Source organism: Massilia sp. Masssp94, from assembly GCF_059491305.1.
In genome coordinates, this window is record NZ_CP168501.1 from 2,210,396 (window position 1) to 2,236,908 (window position 26,513).

General features: G+C 66.4%; 25 protein-coding genes. 5 read left to right on the forward strand and 20 right to left on the reverse strand.

The annotated features are described in order from the left end of the window. Window positions 1–7 precede the first annotated feature (7 nt). From ACEN9G_RS09695 to ACEN9G_RS09780, 18 genes are all read right to left on the reverse strand, one after another. Window positions 8–832, reverse strand: a complete 825-nt coding sequence (locus tag ACEN9G_RS09695) for a hypothetical protein (RefSeq protein WP_413338465.1) — start codon at window positions 830–832, stop codon at window positions 8–10. A gap of 7 nt (window positions 833–839) precedes the next feature. After that, window positions 840–2,813, reverse strand: a complete 1,974-nt coding sequence (locus tag ACEN9G_RS09700) for a type VI secretion system Vgr family protein (protein WP_413338467.1) — start codon at window positions 2,811–2,813, stop codon at window positions 840–842. A gap of 16 nt (window positions 2,814–2,829) precedes the next feature. Continuing rightward, complete coding sequence (locus tag ACEN9G_RS09705) at window positions 2,830–3,219, reverse strand: DUF4280 domain-containing protein (protein WP_056126754.1); 390 nt, start codon at window positions 3,217–3,219, stop codon at window positions 2,830–2,832. 10 nt (window positions 3,220–3,229) lie between these two features. After that, the gene (locus ACEN9G_RS09710; protein ID WP_413338469.1) at window positions 3,230–4,231 is read right to left on the reverse strand and encodes a hypothetical protein; all 1,002 of its coding nucleotides are present in this window, start codon (window positions 4,229–4,231) and stop codon (window positions 3,230–3,232) included. Window positions 4,232–4,265: 34 nt separating this feature from the next. Beyond that, the gene (locus ACEN9G_RS09715; protein ID WP_056126752.1) at window positions 4,266–5,276 is read right to left on the reverse strand and encodes a chymotrypsin family serine protease; all 1,011 of its coding nucleotides are present in this window, start codon (window positions 5,274–5,276) and stop codon (window positions 4,266–4,268) included. Window positions 5,277–5,323: 47 nt separating this feature from the next. Then, on the reverse strand, window positions 5,324–8,026 hold the full coding sequence (gene tssH, locus ACEN9G_RS09720) for a type VI secretion system ATPase TssH (protein ID WP_413338471.1): 2,703 nt from the start codon (window positions 8,024–8,026) through the stop codon (window positions 5,324–5,326). 19 nt (window positions 8,027–8,045) lie between these two features. Next, window positions 8,046–9,053, reverse strand: coding sequence for a type VI secretion system baseplate subunit TssG (tssG, locus tag ACEN9G_RS09725; protein ID WP_413338474.1), 1,008 nt, complete (start codon window positions 9,051–9,053; stop codon window positions 8,046–8,048). Next, window positions 9,038–10,921, reverse strand: a complete 1,884-nt coding sequence (gene tssF, locus ACEN9G_RS09730) for a type VI secretion system baseplate subunit TssF (protein ID WP_413338476.1) — start codon at window positions 10,919–10,921, stop codon at window positions 9,038–9,040. The genes tssG and tssF overlap by 16 nt, the downstream gene beginning before the upstream one ends. Next, on the reverse strand, window positions 10,918–11,424 hold the full coding sequence (gene tssE / locus ACEN9G_RS09735) for a type VI secretion system baseplate subunit TssE (protein WP_413338478.1): 507 nt from the start codon (window positions 11,422–11,424) through the stop codon (window positions 10,918–10,920). Before tssE ends, tssF begins: the two co-directional genes overlap by 4 nt. Next, complete coding sequence (locus ACEN9G_RS09740) at window positions 11,417–12,196, reverse strand: type VI secretion system accessory protein TagJ (RefSeq protein WP_413338480.1); 780 nt, start codon at window positions 12,194–12,196, stop codon at window positions 11,417–11,419. Before ACEN9G_RS09740 ends, tssE begins: the two co-directional genes overlap by 8 nt. A 171-nt stretch (window positions 12,197–12,367) precedes the next feature. Then, window positions 12,368–12,859 carry an Hcp family type VI secretion system effector gene (locus ACEN9G_RS09745; RefSeq protein WP_413338482.1) on the reverse strand — a complete coding sequence of 164 codons (492 nt, stop codon included), beginning with the start codon at window positions 12,857–12,859 and terminating at the stop codon, window positions 12,368–12,370. Window positions 12,860–12,932: 73 nt separating this feature from the next. Beyond that, on the reverse strand, window positions 12,933–14,420 hold the full coding sequence (gene tssC / locus ACEN9G_RS09750) for a type VI secretion system contractile sheath large subunit (protein ID WP_371765161.1): 1,488 nt from the start codon (window positions 14,418–14,420) through the stop codon (window positions 12,933–12,935). 19 nt (window positions 14,421–14,439) lie between these two features. Beyond that, window positions 14,440–14,940 carry a type VI secretion system contractile sheath small subunit gene (tssB, locus tag ACEN9G_RS09755; protein ID WP_371765162.1) on the reverse strand — a complete coding sequence of 167 codons (501 nt, stop codon included), beginning with the start codon at window positions 14,938–14,940 and terminating at the stop codon, window positions 14,440–14,442. A gap of 37 nt (window positions 14,941–14,977) precedes the next feature. Then, a complete protein-coding gene (gene tssA, locus ACEN9G_RS09760; RefSeq protein ID WP_483126607.1) occupies window positions 14,978–16,039 on the reverse strand; it encodes a type VI secretion system protein TssA in 1,062 nt (353 codons plus the stop codon). A 306-nt stretch (window positions 16,040–16,345) separates the two neighbouring features. After that, window positions 16,346–16,684 (reverse strand): hypothetical protein, encoded by a 339-nt coding sequence (locus ACEN9G_RS09765; protein WP_483126608.1) that lies wholly within the window; start codon window positions 16,682–16,684, stop codon window positions 16,346–16,348. 5 nt (window positions 16,685–16,689) lie between these two features. Next, window positions 16,690–19,167 carry a cytochrome c oxidase subunit I gene (gene ctaD / locus ACEN9G_RS09770; protein WP_413345172.1) on the reverse strand — a complete coding sequence of 826 codons (2,478 nt, stop codon included), beginning with the start codon at window positions 19,165–19,167 and terminating at the stop codon, window positions 16,690–16,692. Further along, window positions 19,164–20,093 carry a cytochrome c oxidase subunit II gene (locus ACEN9G_RS09775; RefSeq protein WP_483126609.1) on the reverse strand — a complete coding sequence of 310 codons (930 nt, stop codon included), beginning with the start codon at window positions 20,091–20,093 and terminating at the stop codon, window positions 19,164–19,166. Before ACEN9G_RS09775 ends, ctaD begins: the two co-directional genes overlap by 4 nt. After that, complete coding sequence (locus ACEN9G_RS09780) at window positions 20,090–20,479, reverse strand: c-type cytochrome (RefSeq protein WP_413345874.1); 390 nt, start codon at window positions 20,477–20,479, stop codon at window positions 20,090–20,092. The genes ACEN9G_RS09775 and ACEN9G_RS09780 overlap by 4 nt, the downstream gene beginning before the upstream one ends. A gap of 83 nt (window positions 20,480–20,562) precedes the next feature. On the opposite strand from ACEN9G_RS09780, the gene ACEN9G_RS09785 reads away from it, so the two are divergent. Further along, entirely contained in the window at window positions 20,563–21,102 is a 540-nt protein-coding gene (locus ACEN9G_RS09785) for a c-type cytochrome (protein WP_413345872.1), read from the forward strand. Beyond that, the gene (locus ACEN9G_RS09790) at window positions 21,099–21,467 is read left to right on the forward strand and encodes a c-type cytochrome (protein WP_483126610.1); all 369 of its coding nucleotides are present in this window, start codon (window positions 21,099–21,101) and stop codon (window positions 21,465–21,467) included. Before ACEN9G_RS09785 ends, ACEN9G_RS09790 begins: the two co-directional genes overlap by 4 nt. On the opposite strand, the gene pdxR is transcribed toward ACEN9G_RS09790, so the two are convergent. Further along, window positions 21,459–22,940: a MocR-like pyridoxine biosynthesis transcription factor PdxR gene (gene pdxR / locus ACEN9G_RS09795; RefSeq protein ID WP_483126611.1), complete on the reverse strand. Its 1,482-nt coding sequence runs from the start codon at window positions 22,938–22,940 to the stop codon at window positions 21,459–21,461. The genes ACEN9G_RS09790 and pdxR overlap by 9 nt on opposite strands. A gap of 103 nt (window positions 22,941–23,043) precedes the next feature. Here pdxR and ACEN9G_RS09800 point away from each other — a divergent pair, with 103 nt between their 5' ends. Then, window positions 23,044–23,508 (forward strand): OsmC family protein, encoded by a 465-nt coding sequence (locus tag ACEN9G_RS09800; RefSeq protein ID WP_413345354.1) that lies wholly within the window; start codon window positions 23,044–23,046, stop codon window positions 23,506–23,508. Continuing rightward, window positions 23,508–24,083, forward strand: coding sequence for an FMN-binding negative transcriptional regulator (locus ACEN9G_RS09805; protein ID WP_413345356.1), 576 nt, complete (start codon window positions 23,508–23,510; stop codon window positions 24,081–24,083). The genes ACEN9G_RS09800 and ACEN9G_RS09805 overlap by 1 nt, the downstream gene beginning before the upstream one ends. Before the next feature lie 24 nt (window positions 24,084–24,107). Here the strand turns inward: ACEN9G_RS09805 and ACEN9G_RS09810 are convergent, their stop codons facing one another. Beyond that, on the reverse strand, window positions 24,108–24,881 hold the full coding sequence (locus ACEN9G_RS09810; RefSeq protein WP_413345358.1) for a DUF4142 domain-containing protein: 774 nt from the start codon (window positions 24,879–24,881) through the stop codon (window positions 24,108–24,110). Window positions 24,882–25,253: 372 nt separating this feature from the next. On the opposite strand from ACEN9G_RS09810, the gene ACEN9G_RS09815 reads away from it, so the two are divergent. Then, entirely contained in the window at window positions 25,254–26,393 is a 1,140-nt protein-coding gene (locus ACEN9G_RS09815; RefSeq protein WP_413346176.1) for an IS4 family transposase, read from the forward strand. The last annotated feature ends 120 nt before the right edge of the window (window positions 26,394–26,513 follow it).

A 26,513-nucleotide genomic window follows, 5' to 3' on the forward strand; every position in this document is an offset into this window, starting at 1 on the left:
CGCGGCGTCAGAACATTCCATTGTCCGAACGCCGGGCCGGGTACAGCACCGGCTTCCAGTCCGGGCCCTGGCCGAGCGCGCGGTCGAGCTGCTTGCGGAAGTCCGGGTCGGACAGGCGCGGCTTGAACCGCGCCACGAAGCGCCTGCGCGCCGGCAGCGTCGACGCCAGCCAGTCGTCGACATCGGCATACGCGGCGTCGCGTTCCTTCACGGGGGCCACCTTGCCGGCATTCTTGACGCCGGGTACGCGCGCCAGGTGGTCGCGGAAGGCCGGCGGCATGGCGCTCACGAAGGCGCGCGGCGGGCGGCTCGTCACCAGTTGCCGCTTGTCGGCGTCGATGCCCGCGTATTGTTCGACGGCGAGTTTCAGTACCGTGCCAGCCCTGGAAACCTGCTGCTCGCCCTCTTCCGCGAACACGGCCTCCAGGCCGCCGCCAGCATGCACGATCGTGGAACCGGTCGGCACGGTCACCTGCAACGCGGGCGTGACGACCACGGCGCGGCGGCCTTTCGCATACACCTTGGCCCAGCCCTGCAGCAGTTCCAGCTCGACGGGCGACTTGCCGTCCGCCGCCAGGCTCGCGACGAGCACGCGGCTCTGCGGGCCCAGCGCGACGATCGCGTCCGCGCCCGCCTCGACCTGCGCGCCGGCGGCCTCCGTCTCGAGGATGTCGTCCTTCTGCACGGCGACGCCGCTGCCGGCCTTGTACACGGCCGCGCCGCGGATCAGTCGCACCGGTTGCTCGGCCAGGGTCAGCACGGCGCGCGGCTCCGCGGCCCGCAGGGCGGTGGCGACGAGCATCAGGCAGGCAAAAAGAAACCGGAATCGCATGGCAGCCTCAATTGATCTTCACGAGCGCGCCTTCGATGGTCATCACGGCACCCGACTTCACCTGCATCATCGCACCCGCCTTGATTTCCGTGTTCGCATCCGACTGCACGGCGATCTCCGGCGCCTTGATCGTGATCTTGGCCGCCTCGATCTTGATGCTGCTGCCGCCGACCTTCAGCTCGATCGACGTATTCGCCTCGATGACGATCTTGTTGCCGACCTTGACGCTCTGGTTGTTGTCGACCTTGCGCGTCTCGTCGTTCTTGACCGTCGTGGACAGGTTGTTGTCGACGGCGACGGTCTGGTCGTTCTTGACGTGCACCTTGCGGTCGTTGCCCACGTCGAGGCTCTGGTCGTTGGCGATCTCGATGGTCTGGTCGCCCTTGTCCTTCTTCTCGAAGCCGACCTTCAGCGTGTCGTTGTTCTTCACGACGCGGTTGAAATCCTTCTCGGCCTGCACGAAGATCTCTTCGCTGTCCTTCTTGTCCTCGAAGCGGATCTCGTTGAAGCCGTTGCCGCCCTTCGACGTGTTGGACTTGATCGTCGATTTGGTCTGGTCGGCCGGCAGCGTGTACGGCGGCATGCTGTCGCCGTTGTAGACGCAGCCCGTCACGAGCGGCCGGTCCGGGTCGCCCTCGAGGAAGCTGACGACGACTTCCATGCCGACGCGCGGCACGAACATCATGCCCCAGCCCTTGCCGGCCCAGCCCTGCTGCACGCGCACCCAGCACGAGCTGGTCTCGTCCGACTTGCCGTCGCGGTCCCAGTGGAACTGCACCTTGATGCGGCCGTACTTGTCGGTCCAGATTTCCTCGCCCGCCTTGCCGACCACCATCGCCGTCTGCGGTCCCTGCACGATGGGCTTGCGCGCCGTCGGCGGAGGGCGGTAGCTGTGCTCCTTGCCGATCGCCTCGAACCGGCAGCGGAAATCGATGCCTTCCCGTACGCCATCCGAGCGGTATTCGTTACCGGCGATCTCGGTCTCGGCCGACGTGATCAGGAAGGCGCGGTTCTCGTCGGCGCGCGGATGTTCGGACAGCGTGAACAGCGCACCTGTCGTCAGGCCGCGCGCGCTGCCGGCCGCTTCGATCCGTTCGCCCTGGCCGTGCAGTGTCTCCATGCGTGCGCGGGCGAAGCCGTTGCCGGTACCCGCCTCCTGGTAGCGGCCGGGGTAATCGTAGTGTTCGTAGCTCGCCTGCGAAAACGGCGCCGCCAGCTTGGACTTGACCAGAAGGGCGCCGTTGACGCTGGACGACGCATTCTCGAAGTCGAAGTCGTTCAGCACCATCGCGCTGGGCTGGATCTCGCCGCCGGGGACCAGGCGCGTCACCGCCTCTTCCAGCGGAGCGCGTCCCTCTTCCTCGTCGCGGAACAGGATGGTGTCGTAGCCGCTCACGGTCGCGTGGGCGCCGTAGCCATCCGCCAGTACCATCGTGTGCTTGCTTTCCGCGTGCGTGAAGTAGAAGTAGATCCCCTCTTCCTCCAGCAGGCGGCAGACGAAATTGAAGTCGCTCTCGCGGTACTGCACACAGTAGTCGCGCACGGCCGGCGTGGCCGCCAGCATACCCTGGTCCAGTTCGATCGCGACGCCATACGCCCCCAGCACGGCCTTGACGATGTCGAGCGCGTCCTTTTGCTGGAAGATGCGGCAGTTGGTGGCACGCGTCAGCAGCCACAGGGTCGGGTGGACGATCGCGAGATAGGACGGTTTGCCATCGCGCCAGCCCTGGTAGGAAAAGCGCGTCACGATGCCGTTGAAATGGCGCTGCCCGCCCTCCGGCAGGTCGAGGCTCACGGTCATGCCCGTGCCCAGGATGTCGGCGATCTTGATGTCGCTCCGCTCGGAGGCGAGCTCGATGCGGAATTCCGACAGGCGGCCCAGCGCCTCGCTGCATTGCATGCGCTTGAACAGCAGGACGTCGGCGCCGAGGACGGTCTTGACGGCGGCTTCGCGGTGGGTCTGGTTGGGCAGGATGGGCATGCGAAAAACGGACGGGTTAGGGAATCATGGTCTTGACGGTGCCGGCATTCGTGAAGCCGATCACGCCGCCCCAGTTGCACATGCACTTGGAGACGTTGTCGAGCGCCGGCATGTTGGCGATGAGGACCGTGGGCGCGCCGGGCACCCACGGCGCGGACGTCGCCGGCACGCACGGCATGGGCGTGAGCACGCCCAGCGCCGCGGCGGTGGCCGCGGCCACCGTCGGATTGGCCGGCGAGTTGCACACCCCGAACGGCATGATATTCACGAGCGGGATGTGGTCCATGATGTTGGCGGCGGGCGGGCCCTCCGCGAGCACCTTGTTCTTCGGCAGGACGACGAGCGACGACGGTGCGGCACCGAACGTGCAGGTCATCATCGCACCCATGGACACCTGGTTGGGCATACGCTTTCTCTCACGCGATGGACAGGAAACTGACGTCCAGTTTGATCTTGTCGGTCCTGCCCTGCAGGACGTTGTCGAGATTCGTCGCCTGCGCGCCCTGGCATGCATCGCACATCGCGTTCTCCGACACCACCTTGCTCGTTTTCAGGCCGAGAATGGCGATGTCGATCGAGCTGACCGTATCCGCGACAAGGATCTGGCGCAGAAGCACGCCCAGCCGCTCGAACTGGAAAATCTCCATGTGGGTCTGGTCGCCTTCCTGCTTGCGCATCGTCTGGGCCGAGTACACCTGTTTATGCCGCATCATGTTGCCCGTGAAGCTCACCACGCGCAGGACCTGGCCGAACGCGTTGGCGATATCCGCCACCATCGCCCCGAGCAGGCACGAACCGCCCGAGTCGACGTCAAGGGTAAAGAATTTCTGGTCGGCCTGGATTTTATTCAGCTTCGAGAGCCGCTTGCTGGGCGGGACATGGCTCTCCTCGTCGAGGTAGGCGAGGAAGCGTTGTTCTGCCGTTTGCAGGCCGCTCCAGTTTCTCGACGTGTCTCCCGCCAGCCGGAACGCCGGGTAACCGCCGCCGTGCGTGATGCTGGTGAGGGTGATGCCCGTCTCATGCAGCGAAGCCAGCGATCTTCCGGGCATGGGATTGGTCGTGGCATACCGCGCCGCCGCAATGCCTTTTCCCAGCTCCTTGACCAGCAGGCGGACGAAATAGGACCGGCCCGTGTTGATGTTGCCAAACGTGGAAATGGCGTGACCATTGCAGTCATAGTCCCGCATGCTCCATCCCTTGGTCACGACCAGCCGGTGCACGAGCCACTCGGCCTCGGGGCCGGACAATTGAACCTCCTCCATCGGGTTGGCGGGGAGCGTCACGACGCCTTTGAGGCCGCGCCGCGCAAAGATCCACTCCCAGCCTTCCCCGTCATAGACTGCCGAGACGAATTGGTGAAATTCCCACTCCTGGGCACAATCGTCGATGACTTTCTCGACCACGGTCAACAGGTTCATATCCAGGTCTCCAGATCAGGGGGGCACGAATGAATCAGGGCAGACGCACGTCGAGCAGGTCAAACACGACATCGATCGGCGTCGCGATGCCGCCACCATCCTTCCCGCCGCCGTGCATGATGCCGATGATGTCGTTGTCGGCGTTGAACAATGCCGAGCCAGAATCGCCCGGAATCTGGAATTCCTCGCGCAACCCGGTGACCTTCACTTCCAGCTGGCTCGCGAAGTTGATGTCGCCGCCAAAACGCGCGTGCGGCACGGTCTTGTTCGCCGCGATGTCGACGATGCGCCCCGTCGTCACGCGCGACGCCGTACCGCGTTTCCATACCTCGTCGCCGACGCGCACGACGCTGGAGCTCAGGCGCAGTGCCGTGCCTTCGGGCGTCCTGTTCGCAAAAAGGACCCCCGGCTCCAGATAAGCGACGGCGGCATCGATGCGGTGGTCGAGGATGCCGCGGTCATAGGTCGCGACCTTGTCGGAAGCGCTGGCGCCATTCCCTTTCGACGGTTGCAGGATGATGGGCTTGTCCTTGTTGGTGGAACCGAATTCGGCGCGCATCACGTGCTCGTTCCCGAGGATCATCGGCCGGTCGGTCTTGTTACACAACACAAAGCAGGCGATGCTCCCGGGGCCGGGATGGTTGCCGCCGCTGATGCTCACGCCGATGAGCAGGGGACGGTGGCGGGCCAGGTCCGGCGGGCTTGGATTGGCCGGATCGAGACTCTTGATCAGCTTGTTCAGGCTCGACAGCACCAGGTACGACAGGTCCCCTTTGTAATCGTTGACGATCTGCGTGAACGAACGGCGGTTGTCGGCCGGGATGAACAAGGCTTCGAGCAGGCCGATGGCCCGGATCAGGTCGCGGATCTCCTTCGTCGCTTCCTTTTTCATATGCAGGCTGTTGCTCAACGCGGTCCGGGCCTGCGTCGACAATTTGCCGAGCTCCGTGTCCAGGCGCGTCAGCAAGACGCCCTTGTACGACGAACTCGTCTTCTTGATGGTGGCCTTGATTTCCTTCAGTCGATCATCAGCGCTTTTATTCATGAGTGTTGTCCTTGTTATTAAAGATCCGCGTACCCGGTCCGGTCATGTCAGGCGAAGGAATAGGAGAACTCGCCATCCGCCACGCCGACGGTGACGCCGGCGACGCTCGCGCCTTCCATCATCCGGTTCAGGAACGCCCGGCTGATGTCCGGCAGCATGGTATTGGTCAGGATCGCATCGATCATGCGGCCGCCCGACTCGCTCTCGGTGCAGCGCGACACCACGAGCTTGACGACGTCGTCGCCGTACTCGAACGGGATCTTGTAGCGCGCTTCCACGCGCTTCTTGATGCGATTCAGCTGCAGCTTGACGATCTGGCCCAGCATGTCGTCCGACAGCGGGTAATACGGGATCGTCACGATTCGGCCCAGCAGCGCCGGCGGGAACACCTTCAGCAGCGGCGCGCGCAGCGCACTGGCCATGCCGTCCGGATCCGGCATCAGGTCCGGGTCCTTGCACAGGCCCGCGATCAGGTCCGTGCCCGCGTTCGTCGTCAGGATGATCAGCGTGTTCTTGAAGTCGATGAAGCGGCCCTCGCCGTCTTCCATGAAGCCTTTATCAAAGACCTGGAAGAACATCTCGTGCACGTCCGGGTGCGCCTTTTCCACTTCGTCGAGCAGCACCACCGAGTATGGCCGGCGGCGCACGGCCTCCGTCAGCACGCCGCCTTCGCCATAACCGACGTAGCCCGGGGGCGCACCTTTCAAGGTCGACACCGTGTGCGCTTCCTGGTACTCGCTCATGTTGATGGTGATGAGATTCTGTTCGCCGCCGTACAGGGCCTCGGCCAGCGCCAGCGCCGTTTCCGTCTTGCCGACGCCGGACGTACCGGCCAGCATGAACACGCCGATCGGCTTGTTCGGATTGTCCAGGCCCGCGCGCGACGTCTGGATGCGCTTGGCGATCATTTCCATCGCGTGGTCCTGGCCGATCACGCGCTGGCTCAGCGTGGAAGCGATGTTGAGAATCGTCTCCATCTCGTTCTTCGCCATGCGTCCGACAGGGATGCCGGTCCAGTCGCCGACAACGGCGGCCACGGCCTGGTAGTCGACGGTCGGCAGGATCAGCGGGGTCTCGCCCTGCAGCGCGGTCAGCTTCGCCTGCACGGCTTGCAGCTGTTCCTTCAGCGCGGCACGCCCGGATTCGTCGGCAGCCGGTTCCGCGGCTGCCGTTTCGAGCTTCGACCCCGTACCCTCGACCGGCTGCGCACCGTCGCGCAGCTGCGCGCGCAGCGCCAGCAGTTCGTCGACAAGCGCGCGCTCGTCGTTCCAGCGCTGCTCCAGGCCCGCCAGGCGTTCCTTCTCGGCCGCCAGCGCGACCTCCGTCTCGTGCGCGCGTGCGCCCACTTCGATGCCGATCGCGCCTTCGCGGCGGATGATGTCCATCTCGACGTTCAGCGCGTCGATGCGCTTGCGGCTGTCGTCCACCTCGGCCGGCGTCGCGTGCAGGCTCACGGCCACGCGCGCGCATGCCGTGTCGATCAGGCTCACGGATTTATCGGGCAGCTGGCGCGCCGGGATGTAGCGGTGCGACAGGCGCACGGCCGCTTCCAGCGCCTCGTCGAGGATCTGCACCTGGTGGTGCTTTTCCATCGTCGACGCCACGCCGCGCATCATGCGGATCGCCCGCTCCTCGCTCGGCTCGTCGACCTGGATGCTCTGGAAGCGGCGGGTCAGCGCCGGGTCCTTCTCGATGTGCTTCTTGTACTCGGCGAACGTGGTCGCGCCGATGGTGCGCAAGGTGCCGCGCGCCAGGGCCGGCTTGAGCAGGTTGGCCGCATCGCCCGTGCCGGCCGCGCCGCCGGCGCCGACCAGCGTGTGGGTCTCGTCGATGAACAGGATGATGGGCTTCTCGCTGGCCTGCACTTCGTCGATGACGGAACGCAGGCGTTGCTCGAACTCGCCCTTCATGCTGGCGCCGGCCTGCAGCAGGCCCACGTCCAGCGCCAGCAGCTGCACCTCTTTCAGCGACGGCGGCACGTCGCCGCGCGCGATGCGCTGGGCAAAGCCTTCCACGACGGCCGTCTTGCCGACGCCGGCCTCGCCGATCATGATCGGGTTGTTCTGGCGGCGGCGCATCAGGATGTCGACCATCTGCCGGATCTCGTCGTCGCGGCCCACGATCGGGTCCATCGTGCCGCCTCTAGCCTGCTCCGTCAGGTCGACCGTGAATTTCTTCAGCGCTTCCTGCTTGCCCATCTGCGCGGGTGCGATTGCGCCCGACGCTTCGCCCGGTGCCGCGGCCTGGAAGCCGTCGCTGGCCGCCATCTTCGCTTCCGGCGAGTCCTTCAGCAAGGTGCCGAAACGGTCGGACAGGTCATCGGCCTTGATCCGCTCGAACTGGCGGCTGATCGCGTACAGCGCGTTGCGCAGGTTGGACGTCTTGAGCATGCCGAACACGAGGTGGCCGCTGCGCACCGACGATTCGCCGAACATCAGGGTGCCGAACACCCACGCGCGTTCCACCGTCTCTTCCAGCTGCGACGACAGGTCCGTCACCGACGTGGCGCCGCGCGGCAGGCGGTCCAGCGCGGCCGTCACGTCGCGCGCGAGCACGGCGGCGTCCAGTTCGTAGTGGCGGACGATGCGGTGCAGGTCCGAGTCCTGCAGCTGCAGGATCTGGTGCACCCAGTGGACCATCTCCACGTACGGATTGCCGCGCAGCTTGCAGAACACCGTGCTGCTTTCGATCGCGCGGTAGCACAGCGCGTTGAGTTTTCCAAACAGTGCGACACGGGAGATTTCGGCCATGTTCGTTCTTTCGCGTGGGTCAGCCCTGGCGGGCAGTCGGGTTGATCAAGAGTTGACGGGCATCGCGCGTGGCCGGGCCGCTCGCGAGGTAAGTGGTCCAGCCGAGGCGGCGCGCGCCCAGCGTCAGCGGAGGAATTTCGGGGCGCTTGAGCACGAGGCGCACGTCCCAGTCGAGCACCGTGCCGGCGTAGCTCTTCACCCAGTCGACGACGCGCTTCATGCTGGCGCCGCCGGGCAGCATGCGCTCGTAGTCGGCGTAGTCGAGGGGGCCGATCACGAGCCGGAACTTGTGCTGGCAATCCCAGACCTTCGTCCCCAGCACGGCGGACGTACCGAGACGGTTGCCGCGGTCTTCCATGCCGATGCGGGTCTGGCCGTCCAGCGGGATCTTCATCCAGTGGCCGACGAACTGCTCGAGTTCGACGGGCAGCTTGAAGTACGCGCGCAGGATCGTCACGAGGCCCGCGGCCGGGCGGCGTTGGTTGGCCATCAGGCCCGCGAAGTGCAGCTTGGCGAAGTCGCCGATCTCGTCGCGCCCGCGCAGGGCCGGCGCACCGATGCCGAACAGGCTGCCCACGTAATCGGCGAAGCGGTCGCTGTCCGGGCGGTCCAGGCTGACGGCCGGGTCGGCCGCGGCGCGCGCGCGGTAGAACAGCGATACCATCCGGTGGTGGAACACGTCGAGGAACGCGACGAGCGTGGGGTCGTTGTGGTTGCGGGCGCGGTCGCGCGCATACTCCGTCAGGTGCAGCGGCAGCGGACCGTTGGGGCCGAACAGGCCGATGAAGTTGACGGCCAGGCGCGCGCGCGCGTCGCCCATGGCGGGCGTGAATCCGGCCACGGCGCCGGGCTCGAAATTGAGCGACGGGTCGCGCCCGAAGCGCACGGCGTCGTCGCGCGGACGCAGCGATGCGCCGATGCGGGGCTTGTCCGGATGCGCGTTCTCCAGCAGGCGCAGGGCCTGGAAGAAGTCCAGCGCGGCGCCGGCGTCCTCGAGCTGGCGTTCGACGTCTACAGGATCGCGCATGCGCCCTCCGCCGCCTTCCAGCGCATGATCTCGCCGCGGCCGACGGTGCGCACGACGGTCTCGGTGAACGAATTGATCGACACGTATTGCGTGAAGAAGTGGCTGAGCACCCCGCCCAGCACGAATGCGCCGGCGCCTTCGAATGCGCCGTCGTCCATCGTCACCGTGATCTCCAGGCCGCGTCCGAACGTGATCGGTCCGGGCGCCGGCATGCGCCGCGTGACGGGTTTCGACGAGACCGAGCGCACGCCTTCGACCTGGCGCTGGCTCGCCGCGTCGAGCGGGTGGCAGTACAGCGCGAGCAGTTCACGCAGGGCGCGCGCGCCCTGGTCCGGGTCGGTGTCCGCCAGCGACAGATAGTTCAGCGACAGCTGGTTGATCAGGCGCCACGCCATGCCGCCCTCGGCGAACGACGGGAAAGGCTGGCTCGGGCCGCCCAGCACGCGCACCGATTGCACCGGCCCGCCCTGCTCCAGGATGAAATCCGTCTTGCCAACGCCGAGCGACATCGTCAGCGGCAGGTCGCGGTTCGTGCACCACACGACGAGGCCGAGCTGGCGCAGGCTGTGGCGGTACGGCGCCTCCTGCGCGTCGACCAGGGTGATGAACATCTCGGAGCCGATGTACGACGAGCGCGGGCCACGCTGGCGCTGGCGTTGCGACAGCAGGCGCGGTTCGCGCCGGATCTGGTAGTAGGCCTGGCCCGCCACGGTCGCGGCGCCCAGGTCGCGCGCGCTGTACAGCGGGTGGAATTCCTGCTCGGCGTCGGTGCCGGTGCCGTAGCCGGTCACGCTCTCGACCTGGTGCACCTCGAAATCCATCGGGCGCGTGCGGTCGGGCAGCACGTGGTATTCGAACTGGTCGCCGGTCAGGTTGATGCGGTCGGCGCGGCGCTGGAACAGGTTCACCACGGGCGTGCAGTTCAGCGCGAAATTGCTGTGGTCGAGCGCCTGCTCCAGGCGCGCATCGCCGCGCGACAGCAGCACGATGATCTCGATCTCCTGCTCCGCGCAGGCGGCCACCGCGGTTTGCAGGCCCGCCAGCTCGACGAACAGGAAGCGCTGCGCGAACGCGAAGTATTCCTGCAGCAGGCGGTAGCCCTGGAAGCTGCGCTGGCCGCTGGGCAGCAGCGCGTCGTCCTCGGCGAAGCCGCGCGGGCGCAGCGCCGTCTTCGGCAGCAGCGTGTGGCGTCCGGCCGGACGGCTGCCCGGCATCACGAGGACGCCTTCGACGGCGCCCAGCAGCTTTTCGTAGATCTGGCCCGGCATCTCGTCGCTGCCGCGCAGGTGCAGCGCGAGGCGGTCCAGTCCCAGTTTGGCGAACGGCATGCCGTTGGTGGTACGCAAGCGCAGGCGCAGCCCCGCCTTCACGTTCGCGGGCAGGCGCGCGTCGACGCCCTCGATGCGGCCGCCGTGCGTGAAGAATTTCGCTTCGACGAGTTCGACCGGCCACAGCGTGACCTCGTGCGCCGTGCGGTATTCGCAGGCGGTGGCGTCATCCTTGCCCAGGACACTGCGCATGGCCGCGCCGCGCGGAATGCGGTAGCCCACGTTCAGCGCCGGGTTGGCGAGGTCGGGCTGCAGCTGCACGATCGCCATCGACGGCGTGGGCGCCAGGAAGTGCGGGTAGACGAGCTCCGACAGGTGCTGGGTGAAGCGCGGGAACTCGGCGTCGATCTTCATCTGCACGCGCGCCGCCATGAAGGCGAAGCCCTCCAGCAGGCGCTCGACGTACGGGTCGGCGCACTCGAAACCTTCCAGGCCGAGGCGGCCGGCGATCTTCGGGTACTGGACCGCGAACTCGCCGCCCATCTCGCGCAGGTGCTGCAGCTCCTGGCTGTAGTAGCGAAGCAGGCGTGGGTTGGTCATGTCCGTGCGCCGGAAAATTCGGTGAGGCTGATCTGCGCAAGATCGAGATCGAGTTCGGTCTTGAGGAACAGGCGCTCGGGATACGGTTGGGCCCACATGTCGGCCTGGATCTCGAACATGATCTTGCTGATCGATTCCTGCTGCGGCACGACCTTGACGGTCACGGACGAGCGGATCAGGCGCGGTTCGAAATCCCAGATGGCCTGGCGGATCGCACGTTCCAGGTCGGCCGCGCTCATGTTCGCCAGCGACGCGCCGGACATGTCGGGCATGCCGTAATTGAGGACGGAGTTCGCCAGGTGCGGCAGGCGCGGCACGTCGGAGACGGACAGCAGGTTGGTCGTGTTCAGCAGCCATGCGAGGTCGCGCAGCACGCCTTCGCGCAGGCCGCGCACCGACAGCACGCGCCGTTCGCGCGACTCGACCTCCTGGTCGGGTTCATCGTCGGTGAGGCGGTCGAGCAGCGAAGGTTGCAGGCGCTCGCGCGGTGCCAGTTCAGCCATGGTCGACGCTATCGAATTCGATCAGGCGCGCGTCCATCAACGGGAAGTCGTCGTCGCCGTTCGTGAACATGCGCTGGCCGACGGGATGCTCGCCCTGCCACTCGGTCTGGCGCGCCAGCTTGACCGCGTCGGCGGCCTCCGTGCTGCCCGGGTAGCGGGTCGGGATCAGGCCGACGGTCTGGGCGCCGTTGGACCACGTGAACGTCGCGGCCGTCCACACGGCATCGCGCAGGTCCGCCGGCGGCTCGATCTCGATGCGCGCGATGCGCATGAACGGCACCCACACGTAGCGGCCGTTGACGACCGCTTCCAGTATGGGGCCCAGGCGGCTGTCGGCATCGGCCAGCCAGTCGAAGCGCGTGCCGTCGATCGTGCCGGGCGATGCGGGCGCGGCATCGAACGCGGCGGCGCGCAGGCTCGCCGCGGCAGCGGCATCGGTGGCGTCCAGTTTCAGGGCTTCGGCCAGCTGGGCCATCCAGGGCTGCGGCTCGCCGAAGATCACGGGCGCGCGCAAGCCGGCAAAGATCTCGGCGCGCAGGGCTTCGCACTGGATCGCCTCGCGATACGTCTGCACCATCGGCAGCGCGCCCGCATCCAGTTCGCCCGCGACGTTCAGCTGCGTCAGGGCGCGGTTCCACTGGCCCAGCACGGACAGGAGCTGGAACAGGAACACACGCAGTTTCGCGTCGCCACTCTTCTTGCGCACCGCATCCTGCAGCGCGGCGAGTGCGCCGGCCAGGTCTCCATCACGAATCAGCTGTTGCGCAAGCATTCGAAGCTCCCATCAAAAAATTCATCTAGCGGCCTTTCGGGGGCCTCGCAAAACCGTAGCGAGCGGCGGCAGATTCAGCCGGGAAGCGCAGCTGTACAAGCGTACAGCGCGCATCGCAGGGCTGGGCGCCCCCGCTGAATCTGCAACGCGCAGCAGGTTTGGCGACGCCCCTTACACTGCCGCGTTCTCGGCGATGTTCCAGGCGAAGGTCTTGTCGCCGGCGACGGTGCCCTTGCTGTCCTGCGGGGTGTAGGCGAAGGTCACCTTGCCGAAGTTCAGCGTGACGTTCTCGGTCAGGCGGTCTTCACCGCCGCTGCCGCCGGTCGAGATCGAGGTCACCAGGACTTCTTCCATGGTGATCAGGATGTACTTCTGCTGGCCTTCGCCGGCTTTACGCACCATCAGCACGGCCTTGTCGAGGTGGGTACCCTTGGCCAGGGCGGTCATCAGCGCATTCGACGAGCTGTCGATGTACTTGGTGAACGAGATGTCCTGGAAGTTGGCCTTGCCGGCGCCGCCGCCACCGCCCATGTGGGTGGTGCCGGACTGGCTCATGCCCCAGCTCCACGCCAGGATGTCGATGTCGCCCTTCGGACCCTGGACCTTGTCGCGCGACTCACCCTTGATCTTGTCGCCCATGTTGATGAACATATCCAATGCCATGTCTTATTCTCCTAGTTGGTTGTACTTCCGAATACGCGCGGGCACGCGGCCCGCGCGGGACTTCAAAAACGGTTCAAGCCTTTGCCGACGGCAGCTTCGACACGAGGCGCAGCGATACGGTCAGGCCTTCCAGCTGGTAATGCGGACGCAGGAAGAACTTGGACGTGTAGTAACCCGGGTTGCCTTCGACTTCTTCCAGCACCACTTCGGCCGCGGCCAGCGGTTTCTGGGCCTTCGTCGCTTCGCTGGAGCTGCCCGGATCGCCGTCCACGTACTGCATGATCCACTTGGTCAGCCAGCGCTCCATCTCGTCGCGTTCCTTGAACGAGCCGAGCTTGTCGCGCACGATGCACTTCAGGTAGTGGGCGAAGCGGCAGGTCGCGAACAGGTACGGCAGGCGCGCGGCCAGGGCGGCGTTGGCGCTGGCGTCCGGGTCGTCGTACTCGGCCGGCTTGTGCAGCGACTGCGCGCCGATGAAGGCGGCGAAGTCCGTGTTTTTCTTGTGCACCAGCGGCATGAAGCCGTTGGCGGCCAGTTCCGCCTCGCGGCGGTCCGAGATCGCGATCTCGGTCGGGCACTGCATGTCGACACCGCCGTCATCGGTCGGGAAGGCATGCACCGGCAGGCCTTCGACCGCGCCGCCGGACTCGATGCCGCGGATGCGCGAGCACCAGCCGTATTCCTTGAACGAACGGTTGATGTTGACGGCCATCGCGTAGGACGAGTTGGCCCACGTGTAGTTCTTGCTGCCTTCCGCGCTGGTGTCTTCCTCGAAGTCGAATTCCTCGACCGGGTTGCTCTTGGCGCCGTACGGCTGGCGCGCCAGGAAGCGCGGCATGGTCAGGCCGACGTAGCGCGAATCCTCGGACTCGCGGAAGGAGCGCCATGCGGCGTGTTCCGGGGTCTGGAAGATCTTCGTCAGGTCGCGCGGGTTGGCCAGCTCGTTCCACGACTCCATCAGCATGACGGACGGCGCGGCGGCCGAGATGAACGGCGCGTGCGCGGCGGCGGCCACCTTGGCCATCGACGACAGCAGCTCGACGTCCGGCGCGCTGTTGTCGAAGTAATAGTCGGCCACGATGGAGCCGAACGGCTCTCCGCCGAACTGGCCGAATTCTTCCTCGTACATCTTCTTGAAGATCGGGCTCTGGTCCCAGGCCGTGCCCTTGAACTTCTTGAGCGTCTTGCCCAGGTCGTTCTTCGAGATGTTCATCACGCGGATCTTGAGCATCTCGTCGGTTTCGGTGTTGTTCACCAGGTAGTGCAGGCCGCGCCAGGCGCTTTCGACCTTCTGGAACTCCTCCGTGTGCATGATCAGGTTGACCTGCTCGGTGAGCTTCTTGTCGAGCGCGGCGATCAGGCTCTGGATCGTGCCCAGCACGTCGCTGGTGATCAGGTTGGTGCCGGCGAGCGCCTGCTCGGCCAGCGTGCGCACGGCGACTTCGACCGATTCCTTGGCCTTGTCGGATTGCGGCTTGAATTCCTTCTGCAGCAGCGCGCCGAAGTCGCTCATCTCGAGCGTACCGGACTCCTGCTGGCTTTGTGCTAACGCTTCGGACATTCTGTTCTCCCGTCTTTCTTTATTCGGTGGGCTTCGGTGCGGACGTCAGCGCCTGCATCAGCGCGGGTTCGGCGAGCAGCTTGGAGATCAGCTCTTCCGCGCCGGTCTTGCCGTCCATGTAGGTCATCAGGTTGGCCAGCTGGCCGCGTGCCTCGAGCAGCTTGTTCAGCGAATCCACCTTGCGCGCGACGGCGGCCGGGGTGAAGTCGTCCATGCTTTCGAAGGTCATGTCGACGGCCAGGTTGCCCTCGCCCGTCAGCGTGTTCGGCACCTGCACCGCGACGCGCGGCTTCATGGCCTTCAGGCGCTCGTCGAAGTTGTCGACGTCGATCTCGAGGAACTTGCGCTCCGCGACCGGTGCCAGCGGCTCGGCGGGCTGGCCCGACAGGTCGGCCAGGACGCCCATCACGAACGGCAGCTGCACCTTCTTCTCGGCGCCGTACACTTCGACGTCGTACTCGATCTGCACGCGCGGTGCGCGATTGCGTGCGATGAACTTCTGGCTACTTTCTTTGCCCACGTTTACTCCTCCTTGAATGAACTACCGGCCTGCTGATTCAATAATCGTCCGACCCGTTGGACTCGCCCGGCTGGGGTCCACGGATCACATACAACTGCTGCATGCTGTCGGGCGCGAGGTTCTCCATGACTTCCATGAAGCTCATCGGCGCCAGGCGCTTGGCCCGTTCCAGCAGCATCGGCACGGGGCTCGACGGCTCGTAGCGCTGGTAGTAGGCGAGAATCTTGTCGATCATGCGGATCACGTCGGCGCGGCTGGTCACGTCGCCCGTGATGGCCGCGGCGCGCGGCGCGGCCGTGCCGCTGCCCTGTGCCGCGGCGCCGTCGTCATCGGGCGCGGCGTCCGAGGCTTCAGGCGCGGCTTGCGCACGGCTGGCCAGCAGGTCGGCCATGCGGCGCAGCTGGCGCGTCAACGGCGTGAGGTTCAATGACTGCGTACTGCCCACGTGATCGGCGAGCGCGGCTTCCAGGTTCACCACGCTGTCCAGCGCACCGTTGACGGCGCTGGTGGCGGCCTGCATCGCGTCGTCGGACACGTCGGCCAGCGCCGCGTCGATCGATTCGGGCGACAGCGCGGTCTGCCCGTCCGGCACGGGGGCCTCGCCGTGTGCCTGCTCCAGCACGCGCAGGGTCAGGGCCCCGAGGCCGGGCAGCATGACGAAGGCCGTCTCGCGCAGCTCGCGCAGGGTCGTCGCCGGGTCGGTCAACTGGGCCAGGCAGTTGAGGCGCAACGTGGGGTCGTTGCCGTCGTCCGGATCGAGTTCGGGATGGACACGGTCCCAGCGCTCGGTCACGAGGCGTTCGAGCAGGCGCGCGCCGTCGGCGAAGCCGGGCAGCGCATGCAGCGCCAGCAGCGCGCGCACGAGCGGCATCGCCACGCGCAGGTCGCGCGTGCGGCCGAGCAGCTCGAGGGCCTGCTTCTTGACTTGCTTCCATTCAGGGGGGACGGCGGGGACGATCGTGTCCCCATACTGGACTTCTGGCTTGCCGAGCGCACTCTGCTCGAGCTCCAGGAATGCGGGGTCATACTCGAGATTCGGTCCGCAAGGGGCGGTCTCCTCCAAATCCTCGAGCAGGACATCGACGTCGACAATACTCATGATTGTGCGCGTTCTTACTAGTTGTAGGACGTGTTTGAACTCGTCGTCACGGCACCGGGCCGCGCGCGGTTCTTATTTAGTGTGTTTCGTGAGGATTTTTCCCCTACGAACCGCGCACTATACGCCATTTAGCGGTCTCGTCGTTAACACGAAACCTAAATTTTTTTGCACTAATATTTGCCCAAAATGGTTGACAGCAGTTTCAGAACACGATCATTTTTCGGCACAGATGAGCCAAGTAAAAGGCATTGGTTGCCTTTCATGGAACGATGCTTATGTTCTTTACAAGAGATGTCAATACGGCATTCAGGCGCAGCCTGTGACCAGGAGTAGCGGCACGCCCGTCCACGTCACCGCCACGAGCGCCAGCACGGCCAGCACGAGGCGGGCCCAGTCGACCAGGCCGGCATCCTCGCGCCGGGGCGCCTCGCGCGCGCGCCACGCGAGCCAGGCGCACGCGCCGATGGCGGCCAGCGTGACGGCACCCAGCAGCACGCGGTCCGGCCCGCCGGGACGCATGCCGGCCGGCGTGCACTGGGCCGCCGCGAGGCCATAGGCGAAGGCGAAGTGCAGGCTCCACACGAGCAGCGGCAGCGTCCCCGCCAGCAGGCGGCGCCAGAACGATTCGCGGGTGCGCGGCATCATGGCCATCACGCCATCAGCAGCGGCACGAGCCGCACGACGAGCATCCCCGCGATGCCCTGCAACGTGGTCATGTGCCACACGAGCGCGATGGTGTCGAGGGATGCGCGGCTGCGCTCACCCAGCAGGCCGCACCATGCGCGCGCGGCGAGATACGGCGCCAGCACGGCGAGCGTCACGACGTGCAGGCCCTGGTAGGAGGCCAATGCCGCGACGGCCGCGGCCCATGCGGTGGCGGTCGGGTCCAGCCGGGCATCGAGCAGGCCGCCCACGTCGACCGCACATGACGCGAGCACGCAGCCCAGCGCCGCCAGCACGAGCCACGGCAGGCGCCGCGTGCCGACGGCGAGCGTCGCGAACCACACGAGCAATGAGCCCAGCACCAGCAGGCCGGCGGATGTGAGCGCGAGGTCCTGCGACGGCAGCGTGGCGCCGGGCGGCGGGCACACCGTCAGGCGCATCGTCACGTGCACGTAGGCGAACGCGAAGCACGCGAAGATGCTGAGGTCGACGACGAGCATCACGATGGCGGCCCACCACGCGTGCGAGGCCGTGCCGGTGGCGCCGACCGATATCGACTCGCCATGGCCGATGTCCACGTCGGTGACGGTGCTCGCGCGATCCGCCTGCCACATCCATCCGAGCACCGCCGCGATGGCCGCGATGCCGCAGATCCAGGCGATCATCGTCAGCTTCACGGTCAGCAGCAGGAAGAAGGCGGCCGTGCCGGCGGCGGCAATGAGCGGTAGCCAGCTGTCGCCGGGCAGGATCAGCACATAGCGCGGGACCGCCGCGACGGGGCTCGTGGCGATGGTCTCGCGCGCGCCCGTCGCCGTGCGCGGCAGGTAGTGGCGGCCCGCCTCCACCTCGCGTACCAGTTCCGGACGGTCCCACAGCGGGTCGATGGAATCGATGCGCGGGATGCTGCGGTTGCCGTAGTCCTCGGACGGCAGCCATTCGAGCGTGGGCGCATTCCACGGGTTGCCGACGGCGCGCGCAGGCCGGCGCAGCGACCGCCACGCATCCCACGCGAACACCAGCACGCCGAGCGCGAACGTGAACGCGCCCACCGTCGACAGCATGTTCAGGCCATTCCACCCGAGGTCCGCCGCATACGTGTAGACGCGGCGCGGCATGCCGAGCAGGCCGGTCACATGCATCGGGAAGAACGCGACGTTGAAGCCGACGAACATCAGGCCGAACACCCAGCGCGCGAGCCCTTCCGACAACCGGTTGCCGTTCACGAGCGGCAGCCAGTAGTACAGCGCGGCGAACACGGGGAACACCATCCCGCCGATCAGCACGTAGTGGAAGTGCGCGACGACGAAATACGTGTCGTGCACCTGCCAGTCGAACGGGATCACGGCGACCATCACGCCGGTCAGGCCGCCCAGTACGAAGATCGCCATGAAGCCGAGCAGGAACAGCGTGGGCGCGTTCGCTTCGACTTTTCCCTTCCACAGCGTGGCGATCCACGCGAACACCTGGATCGCGGTGGGCACCGCCACCGCCATGCTGGCCGCGGAAACAAAGCCCATTTCCAGCGTGCCGAGGCCCGCGGTGAACATGTGGTGCGCCCACAGGCCGAAGCTGAAGACGCCCACGCCGACGAGGGCCGCGATGATGGCGCGGCGCGCGACGAGCGGCGTGCCGGCGAGGGTCGGCACGATCGTCGACACCATGCCGGCGGCCGGCAGAAAGATGATGTAGACCTCGGGGTGGCCGAAGAACCAGAACAGGTGCTGCCACAACAGCGGATCGCCGCCGCGGTCGGCGATGAAGAACGGCCAGTCGAACGCGCGCTCCAGTTCCAGCAGCGCCGTGCCCGCGATCACGGCGGGGAACGCGAACACGATCATCACGCCCACGACCAGCATGGCCCACGCATAGACGGGCATGCGTCCCAGGGTCATGCCCGGCGCGCGTGTAAACAGGATGCCGACGATCAGTTCGATGGCGCCGGCGATCGCGGAGATCTCGATGAAGCCGATGCCCAGCAGCCAGAAGTCGGCATTCAGGCCCGGCGAATATTTCAGGCCCGTAAGCGGCGGATACATGAACCAGCCCCCGTCCGGCGCGAGGCCGACGAACAGGGTGCAGAAGAATGCGAGGCCGCCGATGGCGTAAGCCCAGAACGCGTACGCGGACAGGCGCGGGAACGGCAGGTCGCGCGCGCCCAGCATGTTCGGCAGCAGGTACACGGCGATGGCTTCCACGATCGGGATCGCGAACAGGAACATCATGACCGAGCCGTGCATCGTGAACACCTGGTTGTACGTCCCGGCGCCGAGGAAGCCGTTGTCCGGCACGGCCAGCTGCACGCGCATCAGGAGGCCCAGCACCCCCGCGAGGACGAAGAACAGCAGCGCCGTCCCGATGTACAGCAGGCCGATGTTCGTGTTGTTCACGGACGAGAAGAAGCGCCAGCCGCGCCGCGTGCGCCAGACGTCTTCCAACCGCGCGAGGTCGTCGTCCCGGGTTGTCATTGCAGGTGCTCGAGATAGGCTGCCAGCGCGCGCAGCGTGTCGCCGTCGGTGCCGGCGGCGGCGGGCATGAACACGCCCGGCTTGACGGCCTGCGGGTCCGCGATCCAGCCGGCCAGCGTGTTCCGGTGCGTGCGCAGCAGGCCCGCGCCGATATGCGCGCGGCTGCCGACGTGCGTCAGGTCGGGGCCGAGGCGCGCCGTCTCGGCCACGCCGCGGATCGTGTGGCACGCCTGGCAGCGCTGTTCGAGGAAGGCGGCGCGGCCCCGCTCCAGCAGCGCGCCCTGCGGTGCGCGGGCCGGCAGTGCCTGGCGCCGCAGCCAGTCGCGGAACGCGTCGGGCGCCAGCGCCACCACGTGCAGCGCCATGTTCGCGTGCTGGGCGCCGCAGAATTCCGCGCACTGGCCGCGGTAGACGCCGGGCCGGTCGGCACGCAACGTGAGGCCGGTGACGCGGCCGGGGATCATGTCGCGCTTGCCGGACAACGACGGCACCCACAGGCTGTGGATCACGTCGGCCGCGTTCAGGCCCACGTACACGGCCTGCCCGACGGGGATGTGGATCTCGTTGGCGGTGACGATCTCGCGTCCGCCGGCCGGATCGCGGTAGCGCACTTCCCACCACCACATGTGCGCCGTGACGGAGATCGACAGCGCGGCCCGCGAGCTTTGCGGAACCAGTTGCGCGCTGCGCCAGGTGCTCCACGCGAGCAGCGCCGACAGCACGAGCACGGGAAACGCGACGCCCGCCCCCGCGATCCACAGGCCGGGCCGCAGCGGCCGCGTGTTGTCGCGCAGGCTGAGCGCCATCAGCGCCATCACGGCGACGAAGATGACGGTCGCGGCCCCGAACAGGACCCACGCGAACTGGCTGATGACCGCGGCATCCGCGCCGGCCGGGTGCAGGACGGATTGCAGCGTCCCATTCATCGCAGGGTGTACAGGTATGCCGCCAAGTGGCGCGCCTCCTGCTCGGTGAGCCCCACGTTCGGCATCGTCGTGCCGGGCTTGAGGGCGGGCGGATCGAGCAGCCAGGCCACGAGGCGCGGCGGCACGTTGGGGATGCCGCCGGCGATGTAGCTGAGGCGCCCGAATTTTTCCAGGTCCGGTCCGGCCTCGCCGCCCGCGCCCGGGACGTCGGGAATCTTGTGGCACGCGCCGCACTGGTATTGCGTGATCAGCTGCTTGCCGATCTTCGCGTCGCCGCCGATGTACGGCTTGCGGAAGTCGTCATCGCCACAGCCGGACAGCAGCCCTACGCACGTCAATACGAGCGCGGCACAAGCGATGGAAGAGCGTGACAGGGAGGTTGGCACGGTTGAATCCACGACGTTGAGTTGGCTTTTATAATACCGGAGACGATGCATTTTTTTTAACACGATTCGTTTGGGACACTCGCATGCCCGCCACGCGCGCCCGCCTGATCATGATGACCATCATCGCTACCCTGCTGGGATCGGGGATGGCCGCCGCGCTCGCGGGCTTCGTCGTGCTGCGCGCCGGCTGGTACGACATCGGCGCCACCACGCAGCACTTCCCGTTCGTCTACAGCACGCTCGAACAAGCCATGCATTACTCGGTGCGGCGCCATGCGAAGAGCGTGGCCGAACCCGCGCTGGGCAACCACGAGCAGGTGCTGCGCGGCGCGGCCGTCTACCGCGACAACTGTGCCCAGTGCCACGGCGGTCCCGGCACGGCACCCGGCAAGCATGGCCTGAGCATGCAGCCCGTGCCCGGTCCGCTGGTGGACGCCACGCGCCACTGGAAGCCGCGCGAGCTGTACTGGATCACGCGGCACGGCATCAAGATGAGCGGCATGCCGGGCTGGGAATACCATCTGAGCGAGGACGAGCTGTGGTCCACGGTGGCGTTCATCATGCAGCTGCCCACGCAGAGCGCGGACGATTACCGGGCAATGACGGCGGAGGCGAAGAAATGAACCGGCTCGCGCTCGTCCTTGTCCTCGTACTCGCGGCGCTCCTGCAAGCCGGCTGCGGCGACGCGAACCGCGCCCCCGCCGGCCTGCAGGGCGACGCCGCGCGCGGCCGCATCGCCCTCGCGCAGTACGGCTGCCGCGCGTGCCACATGATCCCCGGCGTGACCGGCTCGAAGGTCTGGGTCGGGCGGCCGCTCGAAGACATGGCGAAGCGCCCCATCATCGCCGGCACGCTGCCGAACAACCAGGCGAATCTCGTGCGCTGGATCCGCGATCCGCAGGCCATCGACCCGAAAACCGCAATGCCCGTGCTGGGCGTGTCCGAGCGCGATGCGATCGACATGAGCGCCTGGCTGCTGTCACATTGATGCCCGTTCGATCGCGCGGGCCAGGTCGTCCACCCCGGCGCGGATCACGTCCGGCGTGAACGCCGAAAAGCCGAGCAGCAGCCCGGGATCGATGGCGCAGGCGGCACCCGCCTGCGGATTCGTGTAATAGCCCAGCGTGCGCACGTCCACGCCGACATCGCGGGCGTGCCGGGCGACCGTTTCCTCGTCCAGCCTCTCGGTGAAATGCACGCACAGGTCGAGGCCCGCGTCCGACGGGCCCTGGCGCAGCCGGCCCTTGAGACGCGCATCGAGCGCATCGACGAGGGCTTGCCGGCGCTCGCCATACGCGTCGCGCGTGCGGCGGATGTGGCGCGCGAAGTGGCCGCCGGCGATGAAGTCGGCGAGCGTCGCCTGCGGCACGATGGGACTATGGCGGTCGACGACGGCCTTCGCCCGCGCCAGCGCCGCGGCCAGCGCGGGCGGCGCCACGACGTAGCCCAGCCGCAGCGCGGGGAACAGCACCTTCGACAACGTGCCCACGTAGATCACGCAGCCCGCGCGGTCCATGCTTTGCAGCGACGCGAGCGGCGGGCCGGTGTGGCGGTATTCGCTGTCGTAGTCGTCCTCGACGATCCACGCGCGGTTCGCCTCGGCCCAGCGCAGCAGTTCGAGACGGCGGCGCAGGCTCATGGTCACGCCCAGCGGCAGCTGGTGCGAGGGCGTCGCGAACGCGAGGCGCGCATCGGGATAGTGCTTTGCCGCGTACGCGACGTCCATGCCCTCGGCGTCGACGGGCACCGGACAGACGCGCGCACCGGCCACCGTGAACGGCGCCACCGCGCCCTGGTAGCCGGGCGATTCGATCCACATCGCTTCGCCCGGTGCGAGCAGCAGCTGGGCCAGCAGGTACAGCGCCTGCTGCGAACCGGACGTGATCACGACCTGGTCCGGCGTGCACTGCACCCCGCGCGACGCCTTCAGGTAGGCGCACAGCAGCTCCCGTAGCGGCGCGTACCCGGCGCCGGGGCCGTAGCCGAGCGCGCCGGTCGAATGGCGCCAGTGGCGCGCTTCCAGCCGGCGCCAGACGTCGAACGGGAACAGGTCCAGGCCCGGCATGCTGGCGCGGAAGGCGCGCAGCGGCCCAGCGTGGTGCAGCACGCGCGCCATGCCGCCCGCGATGAGTTCTCCGCGCGCCGACAGCGGCCGCACCATCGGCGCCGCGGCGGCATCGCCCGCACGGGCACCGGCCGGCAGCGACGCGCTGACGAACGTGCCCTTCCCCACCGTGCCCTGCAGATAACCCTCGGCCATCAACTGCTCGTACGCGGCAAGCACGGTCTGGCGCGAGACGTTCAACAGGCCGCACAGGGTGCGCGTGGCGGGCAGGCGCACGCCGGCGGCGATGCGGCCGTCGAGGATCGCGTCCTTCAGGTGGACGTACAGCTGGCGGAACAGCGGTGTCGAGGAATCGCGCTCGAGCGTGGCGGCGGCGAGGATGTCGTGGACGTGCATGGCGGCGGGGTGCAGATTGGTACGGTCATCTTGGCGTTAATTGGTCATTTGAGCAAGCCATCCTTGAACTTAAGATGACAGCTCGTTCGCACACGGAGAGATGATGAAACGATTCGAAGCCACCCTGGCCTGGCAGCGCGGCGACCAGGCCTTCACCGACCTGCGCTACAGCCGCGCGCACCGCTGGCGCTTCGATGGCGGGCTGGACGTGCCGGCCTCCTCGTCGCCCTTGTCCGTGCCCGTGCCGTTGTCGGACCCGGCCGCCGTCGATCCCGAGGAAGCCCTCGTCGCGGCCGCCGCCAGCTGCCACATGCTGTTCTTCCTGTCGCTCGCGGCCGCGCGCGGCTACGTGGTCGACCGCTACCTCGATCACGCCGTCGGCCTGCTCGATACCGGTCCGGACGGCCGCGCGGCCATCACCCGCATCGTGCTCGATCCCGTCATCGCGTTCGGCGGCGAGCGGCAGCCGGACCGCGCCGCGCTGGCCGAGCTGCATCACGAAGCGCATGCGCGCTGCTACATCGCCAATTCGCTGAAGGGAGACGTCGTCGTGGAAGGGTTCGAATAATGTACGTGCCGAGACAATTTGCCGTGGCCGACGAGGCCGACATGCTGGACCTGATCGCCGCCAATCCGCTGGGCGCGCTCGTGCGCCTCGGCGCCGGCGGGCTGGAAGGAGACCACATCCCGTTCGAGCTGGCGGCGCCCACCGACGCGGCGCCGCACGGCCTGCTGCGTGCCCACGTGGCACGCGCGAATCCGATCTGGCAGGCGGACGATGCGGCCGTGCTCGTGCTGTTCCAGGGCGCGTCCAGCTATGTGTCGCCGCTGCTGTACGACGTCGAGGCGGCCGGGGGACGCGTGGTGCCGACGTGGAATTACCAGGTCGTGCATGCGCACGGGCGGCTGCGTGCGATCGACGATCCGGCGTGGATCCTCGGCCAGATGACGCGGCTGACGGGACGCCACGAAGATGCGCGTGAAGGGTGGAAGGTGGAGGATGCGCCGCGCGAGTTCATCGACAGGGTCGTGCGGACGACCGTCGGCATCGAGATCGCCATCGAACGCCTCGAAGCGAAATTCAAGATGAGCCAGAACCGCACGCCCGAGGACCGGGCGCGCGTGCTGGCTGCGATGGGATAACGCCGGCAGTCCTTATTCGCCGGCTTATTTGCCCGACGTCGTACCCGTCTTGGCCATCGGCATCTGCTCGGCCGATTTGAGGTGTTGCGCGACGACCGGCTCGGTCTTGTCGACGAGGGCCTTCACTTCCGGATCCTTGGCCTTCTTCGACGCCGCCACCAGCTTGGCGTGGACAGTCTTGTGATCCTGGACGCCGGCCTGCTTCATGTAGGCCTTGTCGAAGGCGTCGCCGCTCATCTTTTCCAGCTTGGCGGCCATGGCCTTGTGCTTGGCGTCCGGCTCGGTCGGCAGGGTCACGCCGCGCGCCTGGGCCAGCGCCTTGACTTCGTTCAGGTTGGCGGTATGGTCGTCGATCATCTGCTGGGCGAACGCTTTCACCTCGCTGCTCTGGCTCTTGCTCTGGGCAAGCTTGCCACCCTCGACTTCGGCCATATTGGCCATTGCCATATCCTTGAGAATCTTCTCGTCGCCGGCGCTCAGCTTCGCGCCGGTGGCCGTACCCGCCGCCGACTGGCCGGCGCCGCTGGCGCCCATGCTCGAGGTGGCGCTCTGGTTGGTCATGCCGGCCGCACCCGCCTGTTTGCTGCGGTTTTCCATGCCGGTGCTGTTGGTGTTGTCGATGGTGCCTTCGCGGGTGGTTTTACCGGACGTGTTCTGCTTGCCGGGCGTGCTGCTGGTGCCGGTCTGGCTCGGGGTCTGGCTGACCGCCGCCGTCTGGGCGTGTACGCCGACGGTGGCGAACAGCGCTGCCACTGCCGAGACGGCCAGCAGCCCTTTCAAGGTGTTCTTGTTCTGCATGTTTCGCTCTCCTGAACTCTGTTATGAAGTTGGCGCCTGGCGGGGGCCGCAGTGCGCAAGCTCGTGTTTGAATGACAACGGCCGTGGCAAAGTGTATCGCCGCGTTTTCTTGAACAGCGCGCGTTAGCCAGCAGGAAAGTTTTATCGATATGCGAAGAATGAACGGCCTCAAATTCGGGGTCAGAGCCTGAGCCTTCCCCTCAAATTTTTGTTGTAAACAGCTTGGGAAGCTGTTAACTTTCAATCCCAAAAACGGCGCATGCATGGCTGTGTTAGCCCTTTCGTTCGTAGCTACCAACTGCGAACAAAGGGGAACAGGCCATGCATGCACAGCGGATCATACAGGAGTTACTTCAAGCGCAGTGCCCATCCATGCACGCCAAGCGACGCGAGTGTTTGGCGGCGATGACTGATGCTGCGGCCCGTGGCGGTCTCGGTGTGGTGAAGATGGGCAAGGCGATCACTGGCCAGACTAGTTTGCGTCATCGCATAAAGCGCTGCGATCGATTGCTGAGTAATCCGCAACTAGCTTCTGAGCGCCTGTTAGCGTATCGAGCGCTGGCCCGACGCGCCTTGCACGAGCAGGTGCGTGTTTGCATCATCGTCGACTGGTCCAATTTGCTGAATGACGTAAGCCAGCACGTTCTGCGTGCCGCATTGATCGTTCGTGGACGAGCCTTGGTCATCTACGAGGAAGTGCATCCGACCGAGCTGTATGGCGCCGCTTCGGTTCACCGGGCTTTCATGAAGAATTTGCGCTCGGTGCTTCCGCCTGGGTGCCAGCCCATCATCATTAGCGACGCAGGTTTTCGGGCCACATGGTTCAAGATGCTGAATGAGCTTGGCTATGCGTGGGTCGGCCGCATCCGCAACCGCGACATGGTGAAAAAGAGCGGCTCATGTACTTGGCGCAGATGCAAACAGCTTTATGCCGACACCAAGGGAAAGGCACGCGACCTGGGAGATTTTCTTTATGTCCGCTCCAATCCAGTGGCGTGCCGTCTCGTGCTCATTAAGCAGCCGCGCAAGGGGCGTCAGCGCAAGACCGCCTTTGGCAAAAAGGCGCGCAGCCGTCACAGTATCAAGAATCAGGCCTCGCAACGCGAACCGTGGCTGCTGGCTTCCTCACCATCGCTATCCCGGCTAAGCGCCGACTCCGTGGTCGACTTGTACAGGTGCCGCATGCAGATCGAACAGACTTTCCGGGATCTCAAGAATGCGCAATGGGGTATGGGACTGACTACTGCACAAACGCGAAAACCTCGACGTTTGGCTGCGTTACTGCTCATCGCGGCGTTACTTGGCTTTGCTCTGTGGTTGATTGGCTTGGCCGTCAGGTGCGCCGGGTACCGCATTGAATACGGCAGCCGTAAAAAGGCAGCAACCACGCTGTCAATCCTGTCGTTGGCACGCCATTGGCTGATCGAGCCTCACGCAACCAAGCTGACACGAAGTCAGCTTGCCGACGCATCGTCAGAGCTGACTTCCATGATGCTTACCTATGACATCTGAGCAAAATTTGAGGGGAAGGCTCAGGGTCAGAGCACATTTCAGATCAATGTCCTGATATGCACGAGGCGCCGAATGCAGGTCCCGGCCTGCCCATCTGGACGGGCAGGCCGGCACCGTCGC

Bases quoted from the DNA above. Each gene is read 5' to 3' on its own strand.
- ACEN9G_RS09700 (WP_413338467.1), bottom strand. From the start codon at position 2,813: ATGCCCATCCTGCCCAACCAGACCCACCGCGAAGCCGCCGTCAAGACC.
- ACEN9G_RS09745 (WP_413338482.1), bottom strand. From the start codon at position 12,859: ATGGCATTGGATATGTTCATCAACATGGGCGACAAGATCAAGGGTGAG.
- ACEN9G_RS09805 (WP_413345356.1), top strand. From the start codon at position 23,508: ATGTACGTGCCGAGACAATTTGCCGTGGCCGACGAGGCCGACATGCTG.
- ACEN9G_RS09715 (WP_056126752.1), bottom strand. From the start codon at position 5,276: ATGAATAAAAGCGCTGATGATCGACTGAAGGAAATCAAGGCCACCATC.
- ACEN9G_RS09785 (WP_413345872.1), top strand. From the start codon at position 20,563: ATGCCCGCCACGCGCGCCCGCCTGATCATGATGACCATCATCGCTACC.
- ctaD (WP_413345172.1), bottom strand. From the start codon at position 19,167: ATGACAACCCGGGACGACGACCTCGCGCGGTTGGAAGACGTCTGGCGC.
- ACEN9G_RS09800 (WP_413345354.1), top strand. From the start codon at position 23,044: ATGAAACGATTCGAAGCCACCCTGGCCTGGCAGCGCGGCGACCAGGCC.
- ACEN9G_RS09710 (WP_413338469.1), bottom strand. From the start codon at position 4,231: ATGAACCTGTTGACCGTGGTCGAGAAAGTCATCGACGATTGTGCCCAG.
- tssA (WP_483126607.1), bottom strand. From the start codon at position 16,039: ATGAGTATTGTCGACGTCGATGTCCTGCTCGAGGATTTGGAGGAGACC.
- pdxR (WP_483126611.1), bottom strand. From the start codon at position 22,940: ATGCACGTCCACGACATCCTCGCCGCCGCCACGCTCGAGCGCGATTCC.
- tssH (WP_413338471.1), bottom strand. From the start codon at position 8,026: ATGGCCGAAATCTCCCGTGTCGCACTGTTTGGAAAACTCAACGCGCTG.
- ACEN9G_RS09740 (WP_413338480.1), bottom strand. From the start codon at position 12,196: ATGCTTGCGCAACAGCTGATTCGTGATGGAGACCTGGCCGGCGCACTC.
- ACEN9G_RS09695 (WP_413338465.1), bottom strand. From the start codon at position 832: ATGCGATTCCGGTTTCTTTTTGCCTGCCTGATGCTCGTCGCCACCGCC.
- tssG (WP_413338474.1), bottom strand. From the start codon at position 9,053: ATGCGCGATCCTGTAGACGTCGAACGCCAGCTCGAGGACGCCGGCGCC.
- ACEN9G_RS09815 (WP_413346176.1), top strand. From the start codon at position 25,254: ATGCACGCCAAGCGACGCGAGTGTTTGGCGGCGATGACTGATGCTGCG.
- ACEN9G_RS09790 (WP_483126610.1), top strand. From the start codon at position 21,099: ATGAACCGGCTCGCGCTCGTCCTTGTCCTCGTACTCGCGGCGCTCCTG.
- tssC (WP_371765161.1), bottom strand. From the start codon at position 14,420: ATGTCCGAAGCGTTAGCACAAAGCCAGCAGGAGTCCGGTACGCTCGAG.
- ACEN9G_RS09810 (WP_413345358.1), bottom strand. From the start codon at position 24,881: ATGCAGAACAAGAACACCTTGAAAGGGCTGCTGGCCGTCTCGGCAGTG.
- tssE (WP_413338478.1), bottom strand. From the start codon at position 11,424: ATGGCTGAACTGGCACCGCGCGAGCGCCTGCAACCTTCGCTGCTCGAC.
- ACEN9G_RS09705 (WP_056126754.1), bottom strand. From the start codon at position 3,219: ATGCCCAACCAGGTGTCCATGGGTGCGATGATGACCTGCACGTTCGGT.
- ACEN9G_RS09765 (WP_483126608.1), bottom strand. From the start codon at position 16,684: ATGATGCCGCGCACCCGCGAATCGTTCTGGCGCCGCCTGCTGGCGGGG.
- tssF (WP_413338476.1), bottom strand. From the start codon at position 10,921: ATGACCAACCCACGCCTGCTTCGCTACTACAGCCAGGAGCTGCAGCAC.
- ACEN9G_RS09775 (WP_483126609.1), bottom strand. From the start codon at position 20,093: ATGAATGGGACGCTGCAATCCGTCCTGCACCCGGCCGGCGCGGATGCC.